The 16,068-nt window shown below is 60.9% G+C and carries 16 protein-coding genes; 8 read left to right on the forward strand and 8 right to left on the reverse strand.

Annotated features, from left to right (window positions below; all coding sequences use genetic code 11):
* Positions 1–529 precede the first annotated feature (529 nt).
* The 3 genes from CA951_RS33330 to CA951_RS33340 all read left to right on the forward strand — a co-directional run bounded on the left by CA951_RS33330 (position 530) and on the right by CA951_RS33340 (position 3,786).
* Positions 530–1,894, forward strand: coding sequence for an MFS transporter (locus CA951_RS33330; RefSeq protein WP_087560950.1), 1,365 nt, complete (start codon positions 530–532; stop codon positions 1,892–1,894).
* Between the two features lie 163 nt (positions 1,895–2,057).
* Positions 2,058–3,047: an aldo/keto reductase gene (locus CA951_RS33335; RefSeq protein ID WP_087560951.1), complete on the forward strand. Its 990-nt coding sequence runs from the start codon at positions 2,058–2,060 to the stop codon at positions 3,045–3,047.
* A 25-nt stretch (positions 3,048–3,072) separates the two neighbouring features.
* Positions 3,073–3,786, forward strand: a complete 714-nt coding sequence (locus CA951_RS33340) for a hypothetical protein (protein WP_087560952.1) — start codon at positions 3,073–3,075, stop codon at positions 3,784–3,786.
* Between the two features lie 160 nt (positions 3,787–3,946).
* On the opposite strand, the gene CA951_RS33345 is transcribed toward CA951_RS33340, so the two are convergent.
* From CA951_RS33345 to CA951_RS33375, 5 genes are all read right to left on the reverse strand, one after another.
* A complete protein-coding gene (locus tag CA951_RS33345; RefSeq protein ID WP_179220403.1) occupies positions 3,947–4,498 on the reverse strand; it encodes a transposase in 552 nt (183 codons plus the stop codon).
* Positions 4,499–5,524: 1,026 nt separating this feature from the next.
* Positions 5,525–6,520 carry an SDR family NAD(P)-dependent oxidoreductase gene (locus CA951_RS33360; protein ID WP_087560955.1) on the reverse strand — a complete coding sequence of 332 codons (996 nt, stop codon included), beginning with the start codon at positions 6,518–6,520 and terminating at the stop codon, positions 5,525–5,527.
* A gap of 263 nt (positions 6,521–6,783) precedes the next feature.
* Positions 6,784–7,671, reverse strand: a complete 888-nt coding sequence (locus CA951_RS33365; protein WP_087560956.1) for an oxaloacetate decarboxylase — start codon at positions 7,669–7,671, stop codon at positions 6,784–6,786.
* Between the two features lie 4 nt (positions 7,672–7,675).
* Positions 7,676–8,404 carry a GntR family transcriptional regulator gene (locus CA951_RS33370; RefSeq protein WP_087560957.1) on the reverse strand — a complete coding sequence of 243 codons (729 nt, stop codon included), beginning with the start codon at positions 8,402–8,404 and terminating at the stop codon, positions 7,676–7,678.
* On the reverse strand, positions 8,401–8,862 hold the full coding sequence (locus tag CA951_RS33375) for a nuclear transport factor 2 family protein (RefSeq protein ID WP_087560958.1): 462 nt from the start codon (positions 8,860–8,862) through the stop codon (positions 8,401–8,403). The genes CA951_RS33370 and CA951_RS33375 overlap by 4 nt, the downstream gene beginning before the upstream one ends.
* Before the next feature lie 530 nt (positions 8,863–9,392).
* Here CA951_RS33375 and CA951_RS44635 point away from each other — a divergent pair.
* Positions 9,393–9,533 carry an acyl-CoA dehydrogenase family protein gene (locus CA951_RS44635; protein ID WP_256974202.1) on the forward strand — a complete coding sequence of 47 codons (141 nt, stop codon included), beginning with the start codon at positions 9,393–9,395 and terminating at the stop codon, positions 9,531–9,533.
* Between the two features lie 39 nt (positions 9,534–9,572).
* On the opposite strand, the gene CA951_RS33385 is transcribed toward CA951_RS44635, so the two are convergent.
* Complete coding sequence (locus CA951_RS33385) at positions 9,573–10,469, reverse strand: LysR substrate-binding domain-containing protein (RefSeq protein WP_087560959.1); 897 nt, start codon at positions 10,467–10,469, stop codon at positions 9,573–9,575.
* Between the two features lie 397 nt (positions 10,470–10,866).
* Positions 10,867–11,634, reverse strand: a complete 768-nt coding sequence (locus CA951_RS33390; RefSeq protein ID WP_179220405.1) for an IclR family transcriptional regulator — start codon at positions 11,632–11,634, stop codon at positions 10,867–10,869.
* 161 nt (positions 11,635–11,795) lie between these two features.
* Between CA951_RS33390 and CA951_RS33395 the strand changes: the two genes are divergently transcribed.
* A complete protein-coding gene (locus tag CA951_RS33395) occupies positions 11,796–12,545 on the forward strand; it encodes an IclR family transcriptional regulator (RefSeq protein WP_087560961.1) in 750 nt (249 codons plus the stop codon).
* 51 nt (positions 12,546–12,596) lie between these two features.
* Here CA951_RS33395 and CA951_RS33400 read toward each other — a convergent pair whose 3' ends face one another.
* Entirely contained in the window at positions 12,597–13,619 is a 1,023-nt protein-coding gene (locus tag CA951_RS33400) for an alcohol dehydrogenase catalytic domain-containing protein (protein ID WP_087560962.1), read from the reverse strand.
* Positions 13,620–13,806: 187 nt separating this feature from the next.
* Here CA951_RS33400 and CA951_RS33405 point away from each other — a divergent pair, with 187 nt between their 5' ends.
* The 3 genes from CA951_RS33405 to CA951_RS33415 all read left to right on the forward strand — a co-directional run bounded on the left by CA951_RS33405 (position 13,807) and on the right by CA951_RS33415 (position 16,043).
* Positions 13,807–14,283, forward strand: coding sequence for a nuclear transport factor 2 family protein (locus CA951_RS33405; RefSeq protein WP_087560963.1), 477 nt, complete (start codon positions 13,807–13,809; stop codon positions 14,281–14,283).
* Positions 14,273–15,019: an SDR family NAD(P)-dependent oxidoreductase gene (locus tag CA951_RS33410; RefSeq protein ID WP_087560964.1), complete on the forward strand. Its 747-nt coding sequence runs from the start codon at positions 14,273–14,275 to the stop codon at positions 15,017–15,019. Before CA951_RS33405 ends, CA951_RS33410 begins: the two co-directional genes overlap by 11 nt.
* A 64-nt stretch (positions 15,020–15,083) precedes the next feature.
* The gene (locus CA951_RS33415) at positions 15,084–16,043 is read left to right on the forward strand and encodes a PDR/VanB family oxidoreductase (protein WP_087560965.1); all 960 of its coding nucleotides are present in this window, start codon (positions 15,084–15,086) and stop codon (positions 16,041–16,043) included.
* The last annotated feature ends 25 nt before the right edge of the window (positions 16,044–16,068 follow it).

Here is a 16,068-nt window from a genome sequence, read left to right on the forward strand (position 1 = left end):
CAGCGTCGTCTGGAGGAAGCGCCACTTCATATGGCGGTGCCGGTGGACCGCCGTGGGGGTAGCCCAGACTTTCGTTATCTCCAGGGTATGAATCCAGTACTGATTTTGTATTGGATTTATGTCAATCGGTTTGGCAGTGTGAGTCAAGTCTCGCGGAGTTGCTTTTGGCCGTCCGACAGATCGCACCCCAAGCGTCCACACATGAAAGGCATCACCTGCAGCGCAGATTCGATATCCGACCCGCTCGGATCTGTCAGGACGTCGGCAGCTGACGGCGTGCTCGAACCTGCCGGTGCATTCGCGGTCTTTTCTGCTGGGTCCAGAGGCGACGCCCGGCGGTGGGGCCGACCTATCTCGATCGCGATCGCGAGGATGGCGTGGTACGTCGCATTCGAGGAGTTTCTCGTCAGTCGATGCCACCTCGAGAAAGTACATGCAGTTGGGATCTAGGCGTATCTCCCGACGATCAGAACCTCCGCTGGACTGAACGCATGATCCGAGGCCATTACCAAGTTGAAGGATACATGAGATGGAAATACCACATTCCAAGAGGCTGTCGAGGAAATCGCTCGCCGCGATCCTCATCGGGAACGCCACTGAATGGTACGACTGGGCGGTCTATGCCTATGTTGCACCGCAGATCTCGGCTGTCTTCTTTCCCTCGGGTAACGCAACGAACTCCCTGCTTGCAACGTTTGCGGTCTTCGCGGTTGCATTCTTCTTCCGTCCAGTCGGAGGTCTTTTATTTGGTTCGTTGGGTGACCGAATTGGGCGAAAAAGGGTGTTGATCACAGTCATACTGCTGATGTGCTTGTCCAGCGCTGCGATCGGCGTATTGCCGTCGCATGCGTCGGTAGGCGTTGTCGCGCCGATCCTGTTAATGCTGTTGCGGATCTTCCAAGGACTATCTGCTGGCGGGGAAATGGGCGGGGCAACAACGTATGTCAGTGAATCAACGGATCCGCGCCGCCGTGGGCGGTATGTCAGTTACGTGCCGGCTTCGTCGTATATTGGTCTCCTGATTGCCTCGTTGCTTGTTATCGGATTTCGATCCGGATTGGGGGCGGACGCGTTCGACAACTGGGGTTGGCGAATTCTGTTCCTGTTGAGTCTTCCAGCCGGTGTGCTGGGTCTCGTGATGCGGAGGAACCTCGACGAGACCTCGGCGTTCACCGAGTTGCAGGACAGTGGCCAAGTGTCGAAGAGGCCGCTTCGCGAATCTGTCGTGCACGACCGCAGTGCAATCTTTCGTACCGTCGGGCTCATGGTTTTGATGGGTTTCGGAACGTACACGATAATGACCTATTTATCGGTGTACCTCGTCGCGACGAGTGGATATACCCAGATAGAGGCACAGTGGATCACAAGTGGTGTACTTTTGGCGGCGTTTGTCGGCCAGCCGTATCTCGGCCGCCTGTCCGATCGCTTCGGGCGACGGCGCGTGATGCTCGTAAGTGCGATCGCACTCTTCGTGGGCGCGATCCCGGCATTTGTCGTTCTCCAATCGTCCGATGTCGGAACCGCTGCGACTCTCGCAGTCGCTGTCGTTCTCAGCCTGATATTCGTCACGTACCAGGCAACTTCCCTGACCGCAATGACGGAACTCTTCTCTACGTCACGGCGACTCAGTGGTTTCAACATCGGATACAACATCAGTATCGCGTTGTTCGCTGGTACCGCCCCCTTCCTCTCGACCTATCTGATCGAGGCTCTCGATACCGGGACGGCGCCGGCTTTCGTCCTCGTTGTCGCGGCAGGGTTGTCGCTCGTAACGGTCTTCAAACTGCCGGAGACCGCCCCGGTATTCATCTCCCGGGAACAGCAGCTACCGACGGCTGTTGCAGTTTCCGCCGGTCAAGGTGATCAGCCCGCCGGCACCACCGGTTCTCGATGAGGATCTAGCGGGTACGGCGGTAGTTGTCATCCGCAACAGATCTAGGCCTGTTGGTCGGTGCCGATCTGGAGCGTCGAGACGACTGGGGAGGGTCGCACCGTGCTGCCTCACGATTACGACAAGAACGACTGAAAAACGCATTAACGGGAAAGGAAAGCTAACCGTGAAGATTCGTACTCTCGGACAGGGCCTGGAAGTGTCGGCGATCGGCCTCGGCTGCATGGCTCTGACGACGCAGAACTATGGTTCGGTCGACGAGGCTGAGTCGATCCGTACGCTGCACTCGGCTCTCGATCGAGGCATCACGCTGCTCGACACAGCGGAAACGTACGGTCAGGATCATGCCAATGAGCGCCTACTCGGAAGGGGCCTGAAGGGCCGTCGCGAGCAGGCGGTGATCGCGACAAAATTTGGTCTGAAATTTGACCCGAGTGACACATCGTTGGTTGTCGACGGGAACCCGAAGGGGATCCGCAAGGCACTGGAAGGCTCGCTCAGACGCCTGGAAACCGAGTACATCGACATCTACTTCCAACACCGGCTCGATCCGAATGTGCCGGTGGAAGAGGTGTGGGCGGTGCTTGCAGACCTCGTGCAGGAAGGCAAGGTGCGGCACCTGGGATTGTCCGAGCCCGATCTGGATTCGTTGCGCAAAGCGCACGCAATCCACCCCGTAACGGTAGTAGAGAACGAGTATTCACTGTTTACCCGAACCCCCGAGGGATTCATTCTCCCAGCCCTCGAGGAGTTGGGCATCGGAATGATGTGTTACGCACCCATCGGCCGCGGATTCCTGACTGGCGCGATCACGTCACCGGAAGATTTTGCCGAGGGTGACTTCCGCAGCTCACTGCCACGCTTTCAGGGTGAGAACTTCTACCGAAACCTCGAGCTTGTCGACAGAATCAGGGCCGCCGCCCAGGCTCGTGGTGCGACCCCGGCACAACTCGCCCTCGCATGGCTGCTGGCCCGCGGACCGAGTCTCGTGCCGATTCCAGGCATGGAAAAGGTCAGTTTCCTCGAGGAAAATCTCGGCGCATTGGACCTCGATCTATCAGAAGCTGAAATCGAGAGCATGGACTCCGGCATCTCGCAAGGTGCTTTCGGGGAACGCTACCCAGAATCCTTCTCGCGATACTCAGGAAAGAAATAGAAATTCTAAGTAGGAGCATTTCCTTATGTCATCGATCTTAGCGACGTGGTTCAATCTGGAAGCTGGCCCCGAGTCTTTGGGACCTGATTACCTCGACCGGATGGTCAACGACCACGAGGCGGAATGGAGTGCGCTGTATCAGCGCGCTGGAGATGGGCCGGCGATGCGAGCGTTGGGCTTGGCGGCGGCACGCCCCGAGACCGACTTGCCCCGAGGGTCGGACTATTTGGTGCTCACCGGGTTTTCGTCCAGTGAGAAGCTATTCCAGCCATCTTTTCTCGAATGGAAGAGCGTGCAGTCTGCTGCCTTTTCGGCGCCGGGCTCCGATGCCCGCCACGAGATCTACGTCGAAGACTTTCGAGTCGACGGCCCGAGCGGACCAGTGCCCGACGAGATTCCCGGCGAGGCTATCCAATTCGGAGCCTATACGATGCAGACGCTGGAGGCAGATGTCGAGCTCTATCACTGGTACGTCCAACAGCGCTTGAGAGTAATGGAGGAGACCGCCGGATCGCTCCGCACCCGGAAGCTCGTCGGCGCCACGGGCTGGCCCAGGCATGCGGTGCTCTACGAATTCGATTCGTTGGAGACGCGGCTGACTCAACACGAGGAGCGTAACGAGAGCCAGACGACGATGGGGGAGACATGGACCGGACAGATAGCTGCATCCGCAATCTATCCTTGGGGGTCGCCGTTCGTCGGACAGCGGCTGTGGGTGTCGGCAGACTCGTCCTTCTAGGCATGCTTTTGACTTGGACGGGCTGACACCCCTGCTTCGTCGACCATGTCGACGAGAAGGTCGAGAGTGCAAAACGGCGAGTACGTCACTGTGGTGGCGTACTCGCCGTGTGCAGTCGCCAACCCCGCGCTACCGCACGAGTTTGCTGAGTTCCTGATTGTCAGTGGCGAAGCAGAAGTGGGGCTGGTGCGAGGTCAAGCCCTGGGGCGTGGTGTAGGAAGTCGTCGTGTAGCTCGGCGAGGACCGCACCGACTAGACGGATCACGGCGGTGCGATCGGGGAAACTCCCGACCACATCGGTTCTCCTGCGGATTTCTCTCTCGAGGCGCTCCCGCGGATTGTTGCTCCAGATCTGCTTCGGGAACGCGGTGAACGCCAACAGGTCCGACCGTGCGGCGTCGAGGTGGTCGGCGACCTTCGGTCGCTTCTCAGACAGAGCGTCGATCACCCGATCATATTGGGCGTGACCGGAACCGGAGTCCGGTGGGTCGTAGACGGAGTGCAGCAGCGTCTTCATCCTCCCCGCGAGCGGGTGGTACACCCCAGGTTGGTCGAGTAGTGCGTCCGGCAGCGTTGCCAGGCAGCCGGGCACCGTCGCCCCGATCGCCGCGACCAGCCCGGCGTGGGCGTCGGAGGTCACGTCGATTCCCAAGATTTCGCGGTTGCCCTCGGCGTTGACCACCGCCCAAGGGGCGGCTGCGGAACGCCTCAACTTGGGTGTCGAGGTCCTTCGCCATGACGCTGACCTGTGATATCGCTCCCCTAAGCACTGCGCGACATCGAGAGTGCCGGCGCGGGTGGGGCACCGCCCAGCCCGAAGCGCTTGGGGGAGCGAAGTCGCGGTGCCGGCAGCCGTTTCGGGAGTTGATGCGAGCATCCGAGCGTTCGCCCACACCGGCACCACACAGGCTGTTGTCGGCCTCGGCACCCGTCAACGCAGCAGATCGAGGCCGGCGTCGGAGAGCAGGTCGGTCCGGAACTGGTGCAGATCGATATCGTGGGCAGTGGTCATCGCGTGGTCCAACACCCGAGTGACTTTCGTCGGTCCCTCGAAGAGTCACGCGATGGCCGCTTTCTTGGGCTACGACACGCCGGTCAGGTTCGCGCCGCCGGCGTCCAAGACCTGCTGCCAAATACGCGGGTCCAGAGGCAGCCTGATCGACGAGGACGCAAAGCGCTGGACGTCTTACGGTCGAGCGGCTGTGTCCGGGGAGATATGTGAAGTCTTCTTCCCGTACGGAAGCAACAAGCTGACGGCGCGGCGGTCCCGAGTCGGGTGACCAGGCGACTGTCAGCCAGGCCACTCTCGGCCGAATCGGCAGGGGCGGAGTGTTTGGTGATCCCGTTGCCGGCTGTCCCAACCGGGGTTCGTCGACTCCGCCAGATTCGGGCGCGGATACGCACGCTCGAGGATCTGGGTGAGTTCCGGATCGATGTTGTTGAAGTCGAGAACAGACCAAAGGTACTGTACAAAACGCGACGTCGGCATCCCAAATTGGACGAATAGTTCGTCGGACGACGGCCCTCCGTACGGAGCCCAGGTTGCCGCGAAGATGAGGATTTCCCTGGCTTCAGTACCGAGATCGGAGTGGGTCTGGTCCTGCCGACCAAGGTGATTCCGTCGTATGCGTGTGCCTGCGCGTCTGTTTCGAGGCAGTAGTTTCCTATTTCGGCGCATAGTCTTCGCGTTCGGTTCGGGGGCGTGCCACATCTGGTCCCTCGGCGAGTACCGGCCTACTCATGCTCCAAGATCGGATGGGTTGACCTTCTGAAAATACTCGGCCACAGCAGGATTCGCCGCGGACATCGCGTCTGCGAATTGTTCGCCGGTGACTCGGTACTGCGTCAGTGTGTCGGAGTCGGCTCGGAGTTGGTCGGCGCGGGCGGCCCATCCTTCGGGGGTGCTCTCCGCTGCTTCGACCCGGGGGAGTCCGGCGAGGACGAGTCGGCCTGCGCGTCCGCCGCTGACCTGGAAGAAGTCGCCGTGGACGTCGGTNTCTTGGTGTGCGAGGTAGGTGATGAATGCGGCGACGTGTTCGGGGCCCATGCCGTCGCGGAGGGTGGAGAGGATCGTGGGGTCGGAGTATGCGCCTTCGGTCATGGGGGTCCATGCTGTCGGCATGATCGTGGTGACCTGGACGCCGACGCGGTCGCCTTCCATGGCGAGGGTGTTGCCGAGTGCCCAGATCGCGCCCTTGGCTGCGCCGTANGCGGATGCGCCGGGGTTTGCGAGGATTCCGCTGGAGGAGACCAGGACGAGGCGGCCGGTGCCGGACTTGACCAGGTGNGGCCAGGNGGCGCGGGCGAGTTCGGCGGTTCCGCGGAAGGAGACGTCGAAGACTTTCCAGAATTCGTCGGAGGGTTGTTCNTCGAAGAGTCCGACTCGGATGATTCCGGCGTTGCAGACCACGATGTCGAGTTGGCCGTAGGTGTCGAGTGCGGTTTGTGCGACGGCGGGGGCGNTTGTGGCGACGTCGTGGAGGTCGGCGACAGCGGTGCCTCCGGCGTCGGTGATGTCGGTGACGGTGTGTTCGGCGTGGTCTCGGGAGACGTCGTTGACGACGACTCNGGCGCCTCGGGCGGCGAGGGTGAGCGCGTGTGAGCGTCCCATGCCGGCTCCGGCTCCGGTGACTACGGCGACTCGTCCCTGAAGATCCAACATCCGTGATAACTCCCTTGTTTTATTCGGAATTTCTTCGCTTATCGTCAAGAGATTCGCATTTTCGAGTCGCATTCCTCTGATCGAAGTTCTCCCAATGATTTCCGCTCATGTCCTCACGTGTTTGCTAGAGGATCAAGTTCGGGTTGCCGACTCGCGACCCGGATTCGACTGGAACGACGTTCGAGCGGTGTCGGGGCGGTTTCCTTCACCGAAAGTGCGGTCAGAATGGAAAGAACCGCGGCGCCGGCCAAGAGGAACCCCGGAGCGATGCTGACGCCCGTTGTGGGTCGACATGGAGAGTTCCTGACAGAGAAGTAGGGCGGGCAGGGCGGAACCTATTTTCCGGCTGCTCGTGAGAGGAAGTCATTGACACCGACTGCGTCCATGAGTGCCATCCTGTCTTGGATGATCCCAAGCTGTTCGAAGTAGGTTTCCTGTCGACCCGTCTGTTGGGTCGATGCGAAGAGCTGCTCGACCGCCGTGAAAGCAGCCTCGATTGCGGCTGTCGGAAAGAGCACGAAAGAGATTCCCAATTCGAGCATCTCGTCGGAGGTCATCCCTGGCACGGTGTCCAGGGCTACAACAGGCCCATCGATTTCCTTTACGAGGCGGATGTAAGCGGATCGAAGTGCGGCGGGGTCCGCTTCCGTGTGAGGCCGACCCTCGTAGGAAAGCATCATCGGCAGGACGGCATCCGCTCCGGACTCGAGGTATCGATTGGACCGTCGAATGAGCTCGTCGACAGAAACGACGTCGGCGTCGGACCGCGCGATCACCATGAAATTCGGATCTCGTCGCGCATTGCTCGCGACACTGATTCGTTCCGCTGCCTCTTCGATGGAGACGAGTGACTTGCCGGGAAGGATCGGACAGACCTTGGGGAAAGCTTGGTCCTCGATCTGGAGCGCGGACGCGCCGGCAGCCTCGAGAACCTGAACGGTGCGCCAGATGTTGTTGAGGCCACCGAAGCCCGTATCTACATCACAAAGAATGGGCGTTGTCGTGACCGCGGACACTCGAGAGACCAGTGTCGCCAACTCTGTGAGCGTCATCAGGCCCATGTCTGGAGCTGCGATCCCTGCGAGTTCGAAGGAGAAACTGCCGATATATGTGGCCGGGTAGCCGTGATTCTCTGCGATCTTGGCTGTGAACGGATCGTACGCACCCACAGTGGTAAACCCGTTGGCGAACAATGTTCGGAGTTGCTCGTGTCGACTTGTCATTGCGTCATACCTGCTCTGTCGTTGTTGGGGCAGCGCCGCTCGAATGCGTTCGCGCTCTCAAGTGAAAGGCGCCGTGGATGTGGTCGCGCACTGCTCGGGCTGCGGCATCGGGATCGGTCTGCTGAAGTGCATCTTTGAGTACAACGTGGGACATCAGCCAGACGTCGCGGTCGTACTGCATCCCCCACGTCCGCTGTTGTCGAAGCAACAGCTGATTGAGGTCGCGTACCTTTCGATAGTTCTCGATCAGATACGGGCTGTGGGACGATTCGACAAGGGCGGAATGGAAGTCCAAGTCGAGCGTCAATCGCTGTTCCCAGGTCAAATCGTCACCTGCACTGGTCAATGCATCGAGGCACAAGGAGACGGTCGGAGCGGGACCGTACTTGCGTTCGACTGCGATACGCGCAGCCTCCGACTCGATCGCTGTTCGAAAGTCACTCACAGTCAACCAGTTGCTTTGACTGAACTCGGGAACCGCCCAACCAAAGTTGGTTCGGTGGACGAGGAGGCCATCGGTGCTGAGTCGTAGCAAGGCAGCACGTACCGTATTGCGTGAGATCGCGTACTGGTTGGCGACGACTGACTCCTTGACCGGCTTGCCTGCCGGGAACCCGTCCTCATGCAGCAGCTGGTGCCTCAACTCGGCATACAGAGCATCCACGGCAGAGACAGTGCGGAGGGTATTGCTCGCGTCACGTCCATCGATTGACTGCCGTATCGGCTTTGTCATCCTTGTTCTCCATTCTCCCAGACGATTACGAGTTCGTTGCGGACGATCCGCCACCGTCCTTCAGCACGTCTGAACTTCAACGTGTAATGGCCTCCCCGGTCGGCGTGCTGCGCGAGGTCGTCTGAAGACCTGGTGCCGAAGAAGAGGAGGGAGGCAGTCCCGGTCGCGTCATCTCCGTGAACGTCGAACTCCATGTTCGTAATGGAGTGCTGCAGCAACAGGTTGTTCTCATGTCGGGATCTACCGACTTGCTGAATTTCCGCACGGCCTTCGATCTCCCCGAATGGGCCGGCGTAGATGGCGTCCTCGCTGAAGCAACGTCCCCAGCCGTCCCAATCCTTCGTGTCCGCCGTGCGACAGTACAGATTCATCAGCGTCGCAAGCTCGGCTTTGGCTTCGAGATCGGTGAGGCGGCGGAGGATCTCAGCCTGAGAGTCGTTGCCCGGTCGCGCTACCACAATTGTCTCCTATATCGTAACTGTTGAACAGTTGAAGTGTAGGAATGTAGCACGGGACTGTCAACACTCCGGAGCCTCTCGTCAATCCACGGCTGCAAGTAGGGCAGAGTCCTGCTCCGTGTAAAGGTTTGGGGATCTGCGCTGTGAATAGGCGCGTTACCAGCGGCGATGAACCCATTCGGGCCGGCCGCTCGTGTCGGCGGCGAAGAGGAGGTCGGCTTCCCACGCGGCAATGGCCTCGCTCGCACAGGGCCGTGTTCATACCGCCGCGATCTGTGTCGGCTAAGCGCAGCGGATCCTCGACGAGTGTGTCGCCTAGGTCGCTGACGCGATGCAGGGCAGTTACCGGATCGGTTCATTCCGGTTCGTACAGGCCATGCTGCCCGATTCTTACACGGAGTTGCTCGCCGGTCGTGAGATGGTGTCGGGCGTGGCCCGGCTTTTCGGCAGTGGGGCTGATTGCAAAAATCGGTCCCTCATCGGCGAAACTGTATTGCTCGGAGTTACTGGGGCGAGTGGCCGATCGAGGAGTGCAGGTCCATGGCGGCACTGGCTATATGAGATCCGTTGCGGTTGAACACTTCTACCGAGCCGCCCGATTGTCTCGGATTTACGAGGGCGCGAGCGAGGTGCAGGGGCTCGGCATCGCCCGGCAGCCGCTGTCTCATTGACATGATGCGGCGACCCCATGCCGGTCCCCATCCTGATCCCTAACCGGGGCTGGGCAGCGCGGTCTCGGAAAGTCGCAGGACCTCCCCCAATGCCGGGCTCGGGTTTGCCTGTCTCCAGGCAAGGCGCACTGTCAACGGTTCGAGCTGTTGCACGAGGGGGCGGTATACCACGCCAGGATTGACGACGTTGTCGGGAATGCTTGACACCGTGAGATTGCAGCCGACGTCTGCGGCGACCAGCGCGAGTATGGACCACGAATCCGGCGCGTTCTGAACAATTCTCGGTACGAATCCGGAATCTGTGCAAGCATCGAGAAGGGCCTGACGGACACTGGACCCTGACTCCTCGGGGAGGGCGATGAAGGGTTCGTCCTTGAAGTCGCGCAGGTCCACGCGTGCGAGCGCCGCGCGGGGATGGTCCTGAGGAAGTGCCATCAACAGCTCTTCGACTGCGACGATTCGTGAAGCAATCCCGGCTGGAGCGACCCGCCAACGCACAATCGCCAGGTCCAGTTCGTGGTTGATGACCTGTTCGAGGGCTCGGGTCGCATAGGCGGCACTGTTGAGAGTGAGCGCGATGCCTGGGTGTGCCTGCTTCACGACGCGGGCGAGCTGCCCGACCATGGTGTAAGACGACGCGCCGGCAAACCCGATGCGTACGCGCCCGATCACGCCCTTCCCAGCTGACGTGACTGACATCTTTGCCGCGGCAAATGCGTCGATGATGTCGTAGGCCGGCTGCAACAGTGCCTGGCCCTCCTGAGTTAGGCGTACCGCACGAGTGCTGCGCTCGAACAATCGGCATCCGAGTTCGGCTTCGAGCAGCTTGATCGTTCTGCTGAGTGGAGGCTGAGCCATTCGCAACCGGCGTGCCGCGTGTCCGAAATGCAGCTCTTCGGCGACGGCAAGGAACGCTTCCACGTGGTGTAAGTCCATTGCTTCATTATGACAATCTAGGTACGTATGCGCGACCAATTATGTATGGGACATGAATCAATTTTTGGGTGAGTTTCTGAAAGTCCTTTGTAGTTGGACGGTTTGGCGGGAGGGTAGCCATGGCGCTTAAAAGCCCAATGCTGTTCAGTTGGAGGCCGGCGAGAGTGCATATCGGTGGTTGGGTGGTTGTGGATGGTGTGCGTTTGGCGCCCATTCGAGGACTCTGCGTTTGACGATGCGGGGGTTGGCGCGGCAGCGGCGTGCGGGGTTGATCCTGCCCAGTAATTTGGGGATGCCCTATTTCCGCAATCGGATGGCGTCGTGGTTATGAGGGGAAAAGGAGCTGTGGGACCTGACTTCGGTGCTCGGGGGTTCTCGTCGCGGTCCGGCGAACACCTCATTGCGACACTTCTTCTGACAGTTGGTGGGCGCAGAGTCTGAGTGCGCCGAGGAAGTGGCCTTCGGGCGCTCCATGGTGTTGCTCCGGGGTGCGCCGAACTCGTGAGAGCGGCGCCGACACCGAGAGTGCGCACATTACGTGCTTTTCGGCATCTCGCACCGCCACGGCAATCGTGTAGATTCCTGTTTCGGTCTCGGAGACGTTGGTCGCGTACCCCTTGCCGCGGACATCACGCATCTCTTCGATAAGGGAATCGAGTGACGACGTGCTGTATTCCGTCGGCGCTTCGAGCTGATGCTCGCCGATGAGCTGTCGGATTTCGGCGTCGTTCATGTCGCTGAGGAGTATTTTGCCGGTCGCGGAAGTATGCATGAGTGCGGTTTTCCCTACCCTGCTGGAGACTCTCAACTCGCGAGCGGACTCGAGCGCGAGTGGGAACGTGACCTTCAGTCCGGTCCGCACCGCCAGGTGGACCGTCTCGTGCGTGGAGTCACGAAGCGTCCGCAAATAGCGTGGCGCGACGGCAAGGAGGCGTTCCAAAGTTGAACCTGCTTGCCACAGGACTACGCCCTCGCTGAGCGAGTACTTCCGCGTGCCGGGCTCCTGCACGATAATGCCCTCGGCGAGGAGCGTGCTGCAGATTCTGTGCACGGCGGAGGTGCTGACCTCCAACTCCTGGGCCATGTCCCTGATGCCGACGACCTGACGGGTTTCGAGTAGACGCAGGATGGCCAGAGCGTTCTTCAGGGTCTTCAATTCACTCACACCAGCACTGTTCCACATATAGGGATTTGAGAAAAATGCATTCCGATATGCGGACCAGTGGGCTAACTTTGCGTCACAGTGCGATGGGAAGGGGGCTCGAGCGCTGGGAGCGGGCGGGACCCTCCTGCCTTCGACGAAAGCTCTGTCTGTGAGGAGTCGACATGACGCTGTTGTCCGTAGACCGCACTCTGGAGGTCCTCGAGATCTTGACCGATCGCGGCGACGTGGGTGTATCGGAACTCGCCACCGTTCTCTGCGTGGCGCCCTCGACCGTGCATCGCATTCTCGAAACCCTCGAGCATCGGCGGTTCGTCGTGCAGGACGCCGACTCCAAACGCTACATGCCAGGGCCGCGGATGTCCGGAATGTCCGACGAAATCGATCTCATCGCTCAGTCGCGAGGTCTTGTCGAGTGGCTCGGGAGATCAACCGGGATGACGGTTCATCTCGGCATCCTCGACGGCCGGGACGTGCGATATCTCCACCACTGGGTCCCGCAGACCAAGCGCGCGCTGGGTAGCCGGGTGGGCGCCCGAATGCAGGCGCACGTCACCTCCGCGGGCAAGGCTCTCCTCGCCGCGTCGCCTCGCGAGAAGGTAGTGAACATCTTCCCGCAATCGTCGTTGGACCGGCCCACACCCGCCGCCATCGGAGACCGTCTCAGGCTGTTCGAGGAGCTTCAACTGGTCGCTCGAACCGGGTACGCGCGCAACATCGAGGAATCGGAACCCGGCGTCGTCGGTTTCGCGACCGCCGTCTCCCGCCGGTCACAGTCGGTGGCGGTCGCCGTGAGCGCCTGGCTCCGGGATATGCCTGCGGAGCGTGGACGAGTCTCGGAGTCGGAGAAGCGTGTCACCGACGTTCTGCTACACGTCAGCGCGGGCCTCGAGGCGCGCTTCAGCCGAGCCTGACCGTTGCCCACCGTGCCGGCGGTCGATCGGCGATTGCCGTGAACGGAATACTCACCCGTTGGGCAGTACGACGGCGCGCCCCTCCACCCTGGCCTCACGCAGATCGTCGAGCGCGTTCTCCACACTCTCGAACCCGTAATGGGTCTGAGGAACGCTGAGTCGACCGGCCGATGCCATTGCGATGACGGCGTTCAGGTCCGCTCGCGTATATCCGCGAGTGTTCTCGATGCGAGAATTCCGCGGCATCCGCTCCCATCCGAGCACGACCTCGGCTCCACCGATACCGGCCATGATCACGGCTCCGCCCGAGCCGATGGCGCCCAGGCCCGCAGACACGGTCTGCGTGCTTCCGACGAAGTCGAAGACGACATCGATTGAGCCGTGACCGAAGTCTTGCATGGTGCTGGTCAGATCCTCGCTGGAGAGCGCGACTGCGTCCGCCCCGAATTGTTGCGCAAGCTGGAGGCGGTCGGTCATGTTGTCGACGGCCAGAACGCAGGCTCCGCTGAGTTGCTTCAGAAATTGCACCGCATATCCGCCCAGTCCTCCGACCCCGATCACGGCGACTCTGGCCCCCGGCGACAGCGAGGATCCGGCCTGCATCACGGCGTGGTACGAGGTAGCAGCGGCGTCACCCAGCGGGGCTGCATGCCGAGGGTCGACATCCCCGAGCCGGAATACATGAATTGCATTGGCCACCATGTGTTGGGCCAGTCCACCGTCGAGGCCCACACCGTAGCCGATGTGAGTCATCAGCCGACACTCGTGGTCTCTGCCCCGGCAGCACATCGAACAGGATCCGCAGAAGTTGATCGCAGACACCAACACGGGATCACCGACACCGAGAGTGCCTACATTCGAGCCGAGTTCGGCAACGACTCCCGAAATCTCATGCCCCAAAGTGAAGGGAGGGTCCGGCCAGTAACCGGGGTCGCTCTCCAGGATGTTGATGTCCGTACGGCACAATCCGGCCGCACGTACCTCGATCAGAACCTGGTCGGGTCCGGGTGCCGGCACATCGATGTCCTGGAACTCACCGCGGCGAGTCCAGCCGCTCATTCTGTACGCCTTCATTGCTTGCAGACGATCACTCGCCCGTTCACCACCTTCATCTGCTTCGATCCGCCTCTACTTCAACGAGAATCCAACCAGGCAAGTGAACGTGTGCGGGAACTTTCCGCAATCAGGAATCCCGCTGTGAGACCGGAACGCCTGGCACAGCATGGAGTCGGCAATACATCGCGTTTCGTAAGGAGGTGCCGTGAACGGCACAACTGCACTGTTGCAGCAAACAGCAGATCGACTGGCCATCATGGAAGCCAAAGCGGCGTACTGTAGACACGCCGATCGGCTGGATGTCGAGGCCATGCTTTCGGTATTCACCGCAGGCTGCGAATTCCAGTACGGACCGGGCTCGGAGGTCATCGTCGGAATCGACGCAATTCGTGAGTGGTACCACCTGGAGGTGGACCGCACGGTCGCGAGCCTGCACATGGTAACCAACTTCGAAATCGACTTCGTAACCGCTGACCTAGCCAAATCTCGCTGTGCACTGCACTCCTGGAAACGCTTCAGGGATCAACCCGAGGATCGTCGGCGCTACGTCCACTATGTCGAAGAGTGGGTCAGAGAGCCTGTCGGCTGGCGGCAGTCGAAACTCGTCTACCAGGTGATTGCCGAGACCGGCACCACGACACCGCGCGGTCTCGAGCATCTTGGGAGTAGCAGTGCAGCTTGAAGGTAAGAAGATCATCCTCACCGGCGGCGCGCACGGAATGGGCGCCGGCTCCGTCCGTGCCTTCGTGGCGGAGGGCGCGGACGTGGCAGTCCTCGATATCAAAGACGAACTGGCGCAGGAAGTTGTAGACGAGGTCAACAACGCGGGGCCGGGACGGGCGCACTTCTTTCACTGCGACATCGTCCGGCGATCGGAAGTTGAATCCACCTTCGCCGCAGCAACTTCGTGGCTCGGCGGCCTCGACATCTTGGCCAACGTCGCCGGCGTGCAGCGGAAGAAGCGGCCCGAACAATTCACAGATGAAGACCTCCAGTTTCTTCTGGGCGTGAATCTCATGGGCACCATCCTGACCAATCAGACCGCCTTTCCCTACTTGCGGGACAACGGTGGCACGATTCTCAACATCGGCTCCGACGGCGGCTTGGTCGCGATGCCGGGTATCGCCGCATACGCTGCCTCGAAGGGCGCCGTCATGTCGTGGACGCGCACGATCGCAGCCGAATGGGGCTCCCACGGAATTCGAGCCAATTGCATCGTTCCAGCGATCAAGACCCCCATGACCGACAACGGCGGCGAGCAAGGCCGGGCAGTGTATGCAACCGTTCCCCTCGGCGGGCAGCTCGGTGACATCAAGGAAGATTTTGCGCCAGTGATGGTTTTCATGGCCGGCGAAGGCGCGCGTTTCATCACCGGACAACTCATCGCTGTCAACGGCGGCCTGGCCATGGTGCGTTGAGGTTCGATGAAGTAGCGCCCGGCACGACAATCCGATTCGAGAAGAACGACGTGAGAGTAAGAACATGAGCAAGCAGACAGACATCGATATCGAATTAGTGGTCGCTACTCGCGAGGATATCGCGGAGGGCGTCGTCGGGCTCCACCTGGAATACCCGGATGGCACACCACTCCCGAACTGGACGCCCGGTTCGCATATCGACGTGGTTCTCAACGAAGAGCTGGTGCGGCAATACTCACTCGTCGAGCTGGACGAGGACGCGAGCAGATGGCACATCGGAGTGCTCCGCGAAGTCGAGGGTCGTGGCGGCTCCCGCGAGATCCACGACGCGATCGCGCCGGGAATGAAGATTCGCGCGCGTGGCCCCCGCAATCACTTCCAGCTTCAACCGGCAGATGGTTACATTTTCATCGCGGGCGGAATCGGCATCACTCCGATCACGAGCATGATCGCCGAAGCGGAACGACGTGCCACGCCGTGGAAATTGACGTACGGCGGGCGTACACGTGCTTCGATGGCCTTCTCGGAGGACCTCGTCGAACGATACGGTGAGCGGGTCAGTCTGGTTCCGCAGGACGAGCTGGGGCTGATCGATCTGGACGCGATCCTGGGGGAGCCCCGGGAGGGAATCCTCATCTATTGCTGCGGCCCGGGCCCGCTGCTCGACGCCGTTCAGCGGGCTACCGCGCACTGGCCCGAGGACGCGCTCCACATCGAGCGGTTCGTCCCTCTCCACCAGGACGGGGCGAGGCCGGACGACTCCTTCGAAGTCGAACTCTCCGAGAGCGGAATCGTGGTCGACGTGCCGGCGGACAAGTCGATACTCCGGGTGCTCGACGAAGCCGGAATCGATGTCCTCTCTTCGTGTGGAGAAGGCACATGCGGTACCTGCGAGACGATGATCGTCGCCGGCGAAGCCGATCACCGGGATTCGGTGCTCACGCCGAAAGAGCAGGCGGACAACCGTTCCATGATGATCTGCGTTTCGCGAGCGGCCTGCCCCCGTCTTGTCCTCGAACTGTAGCGCTACAACACCTTCGGCCACCGGT

The sequence above is a fragment of the Rhodococcus sp. NCIMB 12038 genome (assembly GCF_002165735.1).
GTDB lineage: Bacteria > Actinomycetota > Actinomycetes > Mycobacteriales > Mycobacteriaceae > Rhodococcus_F.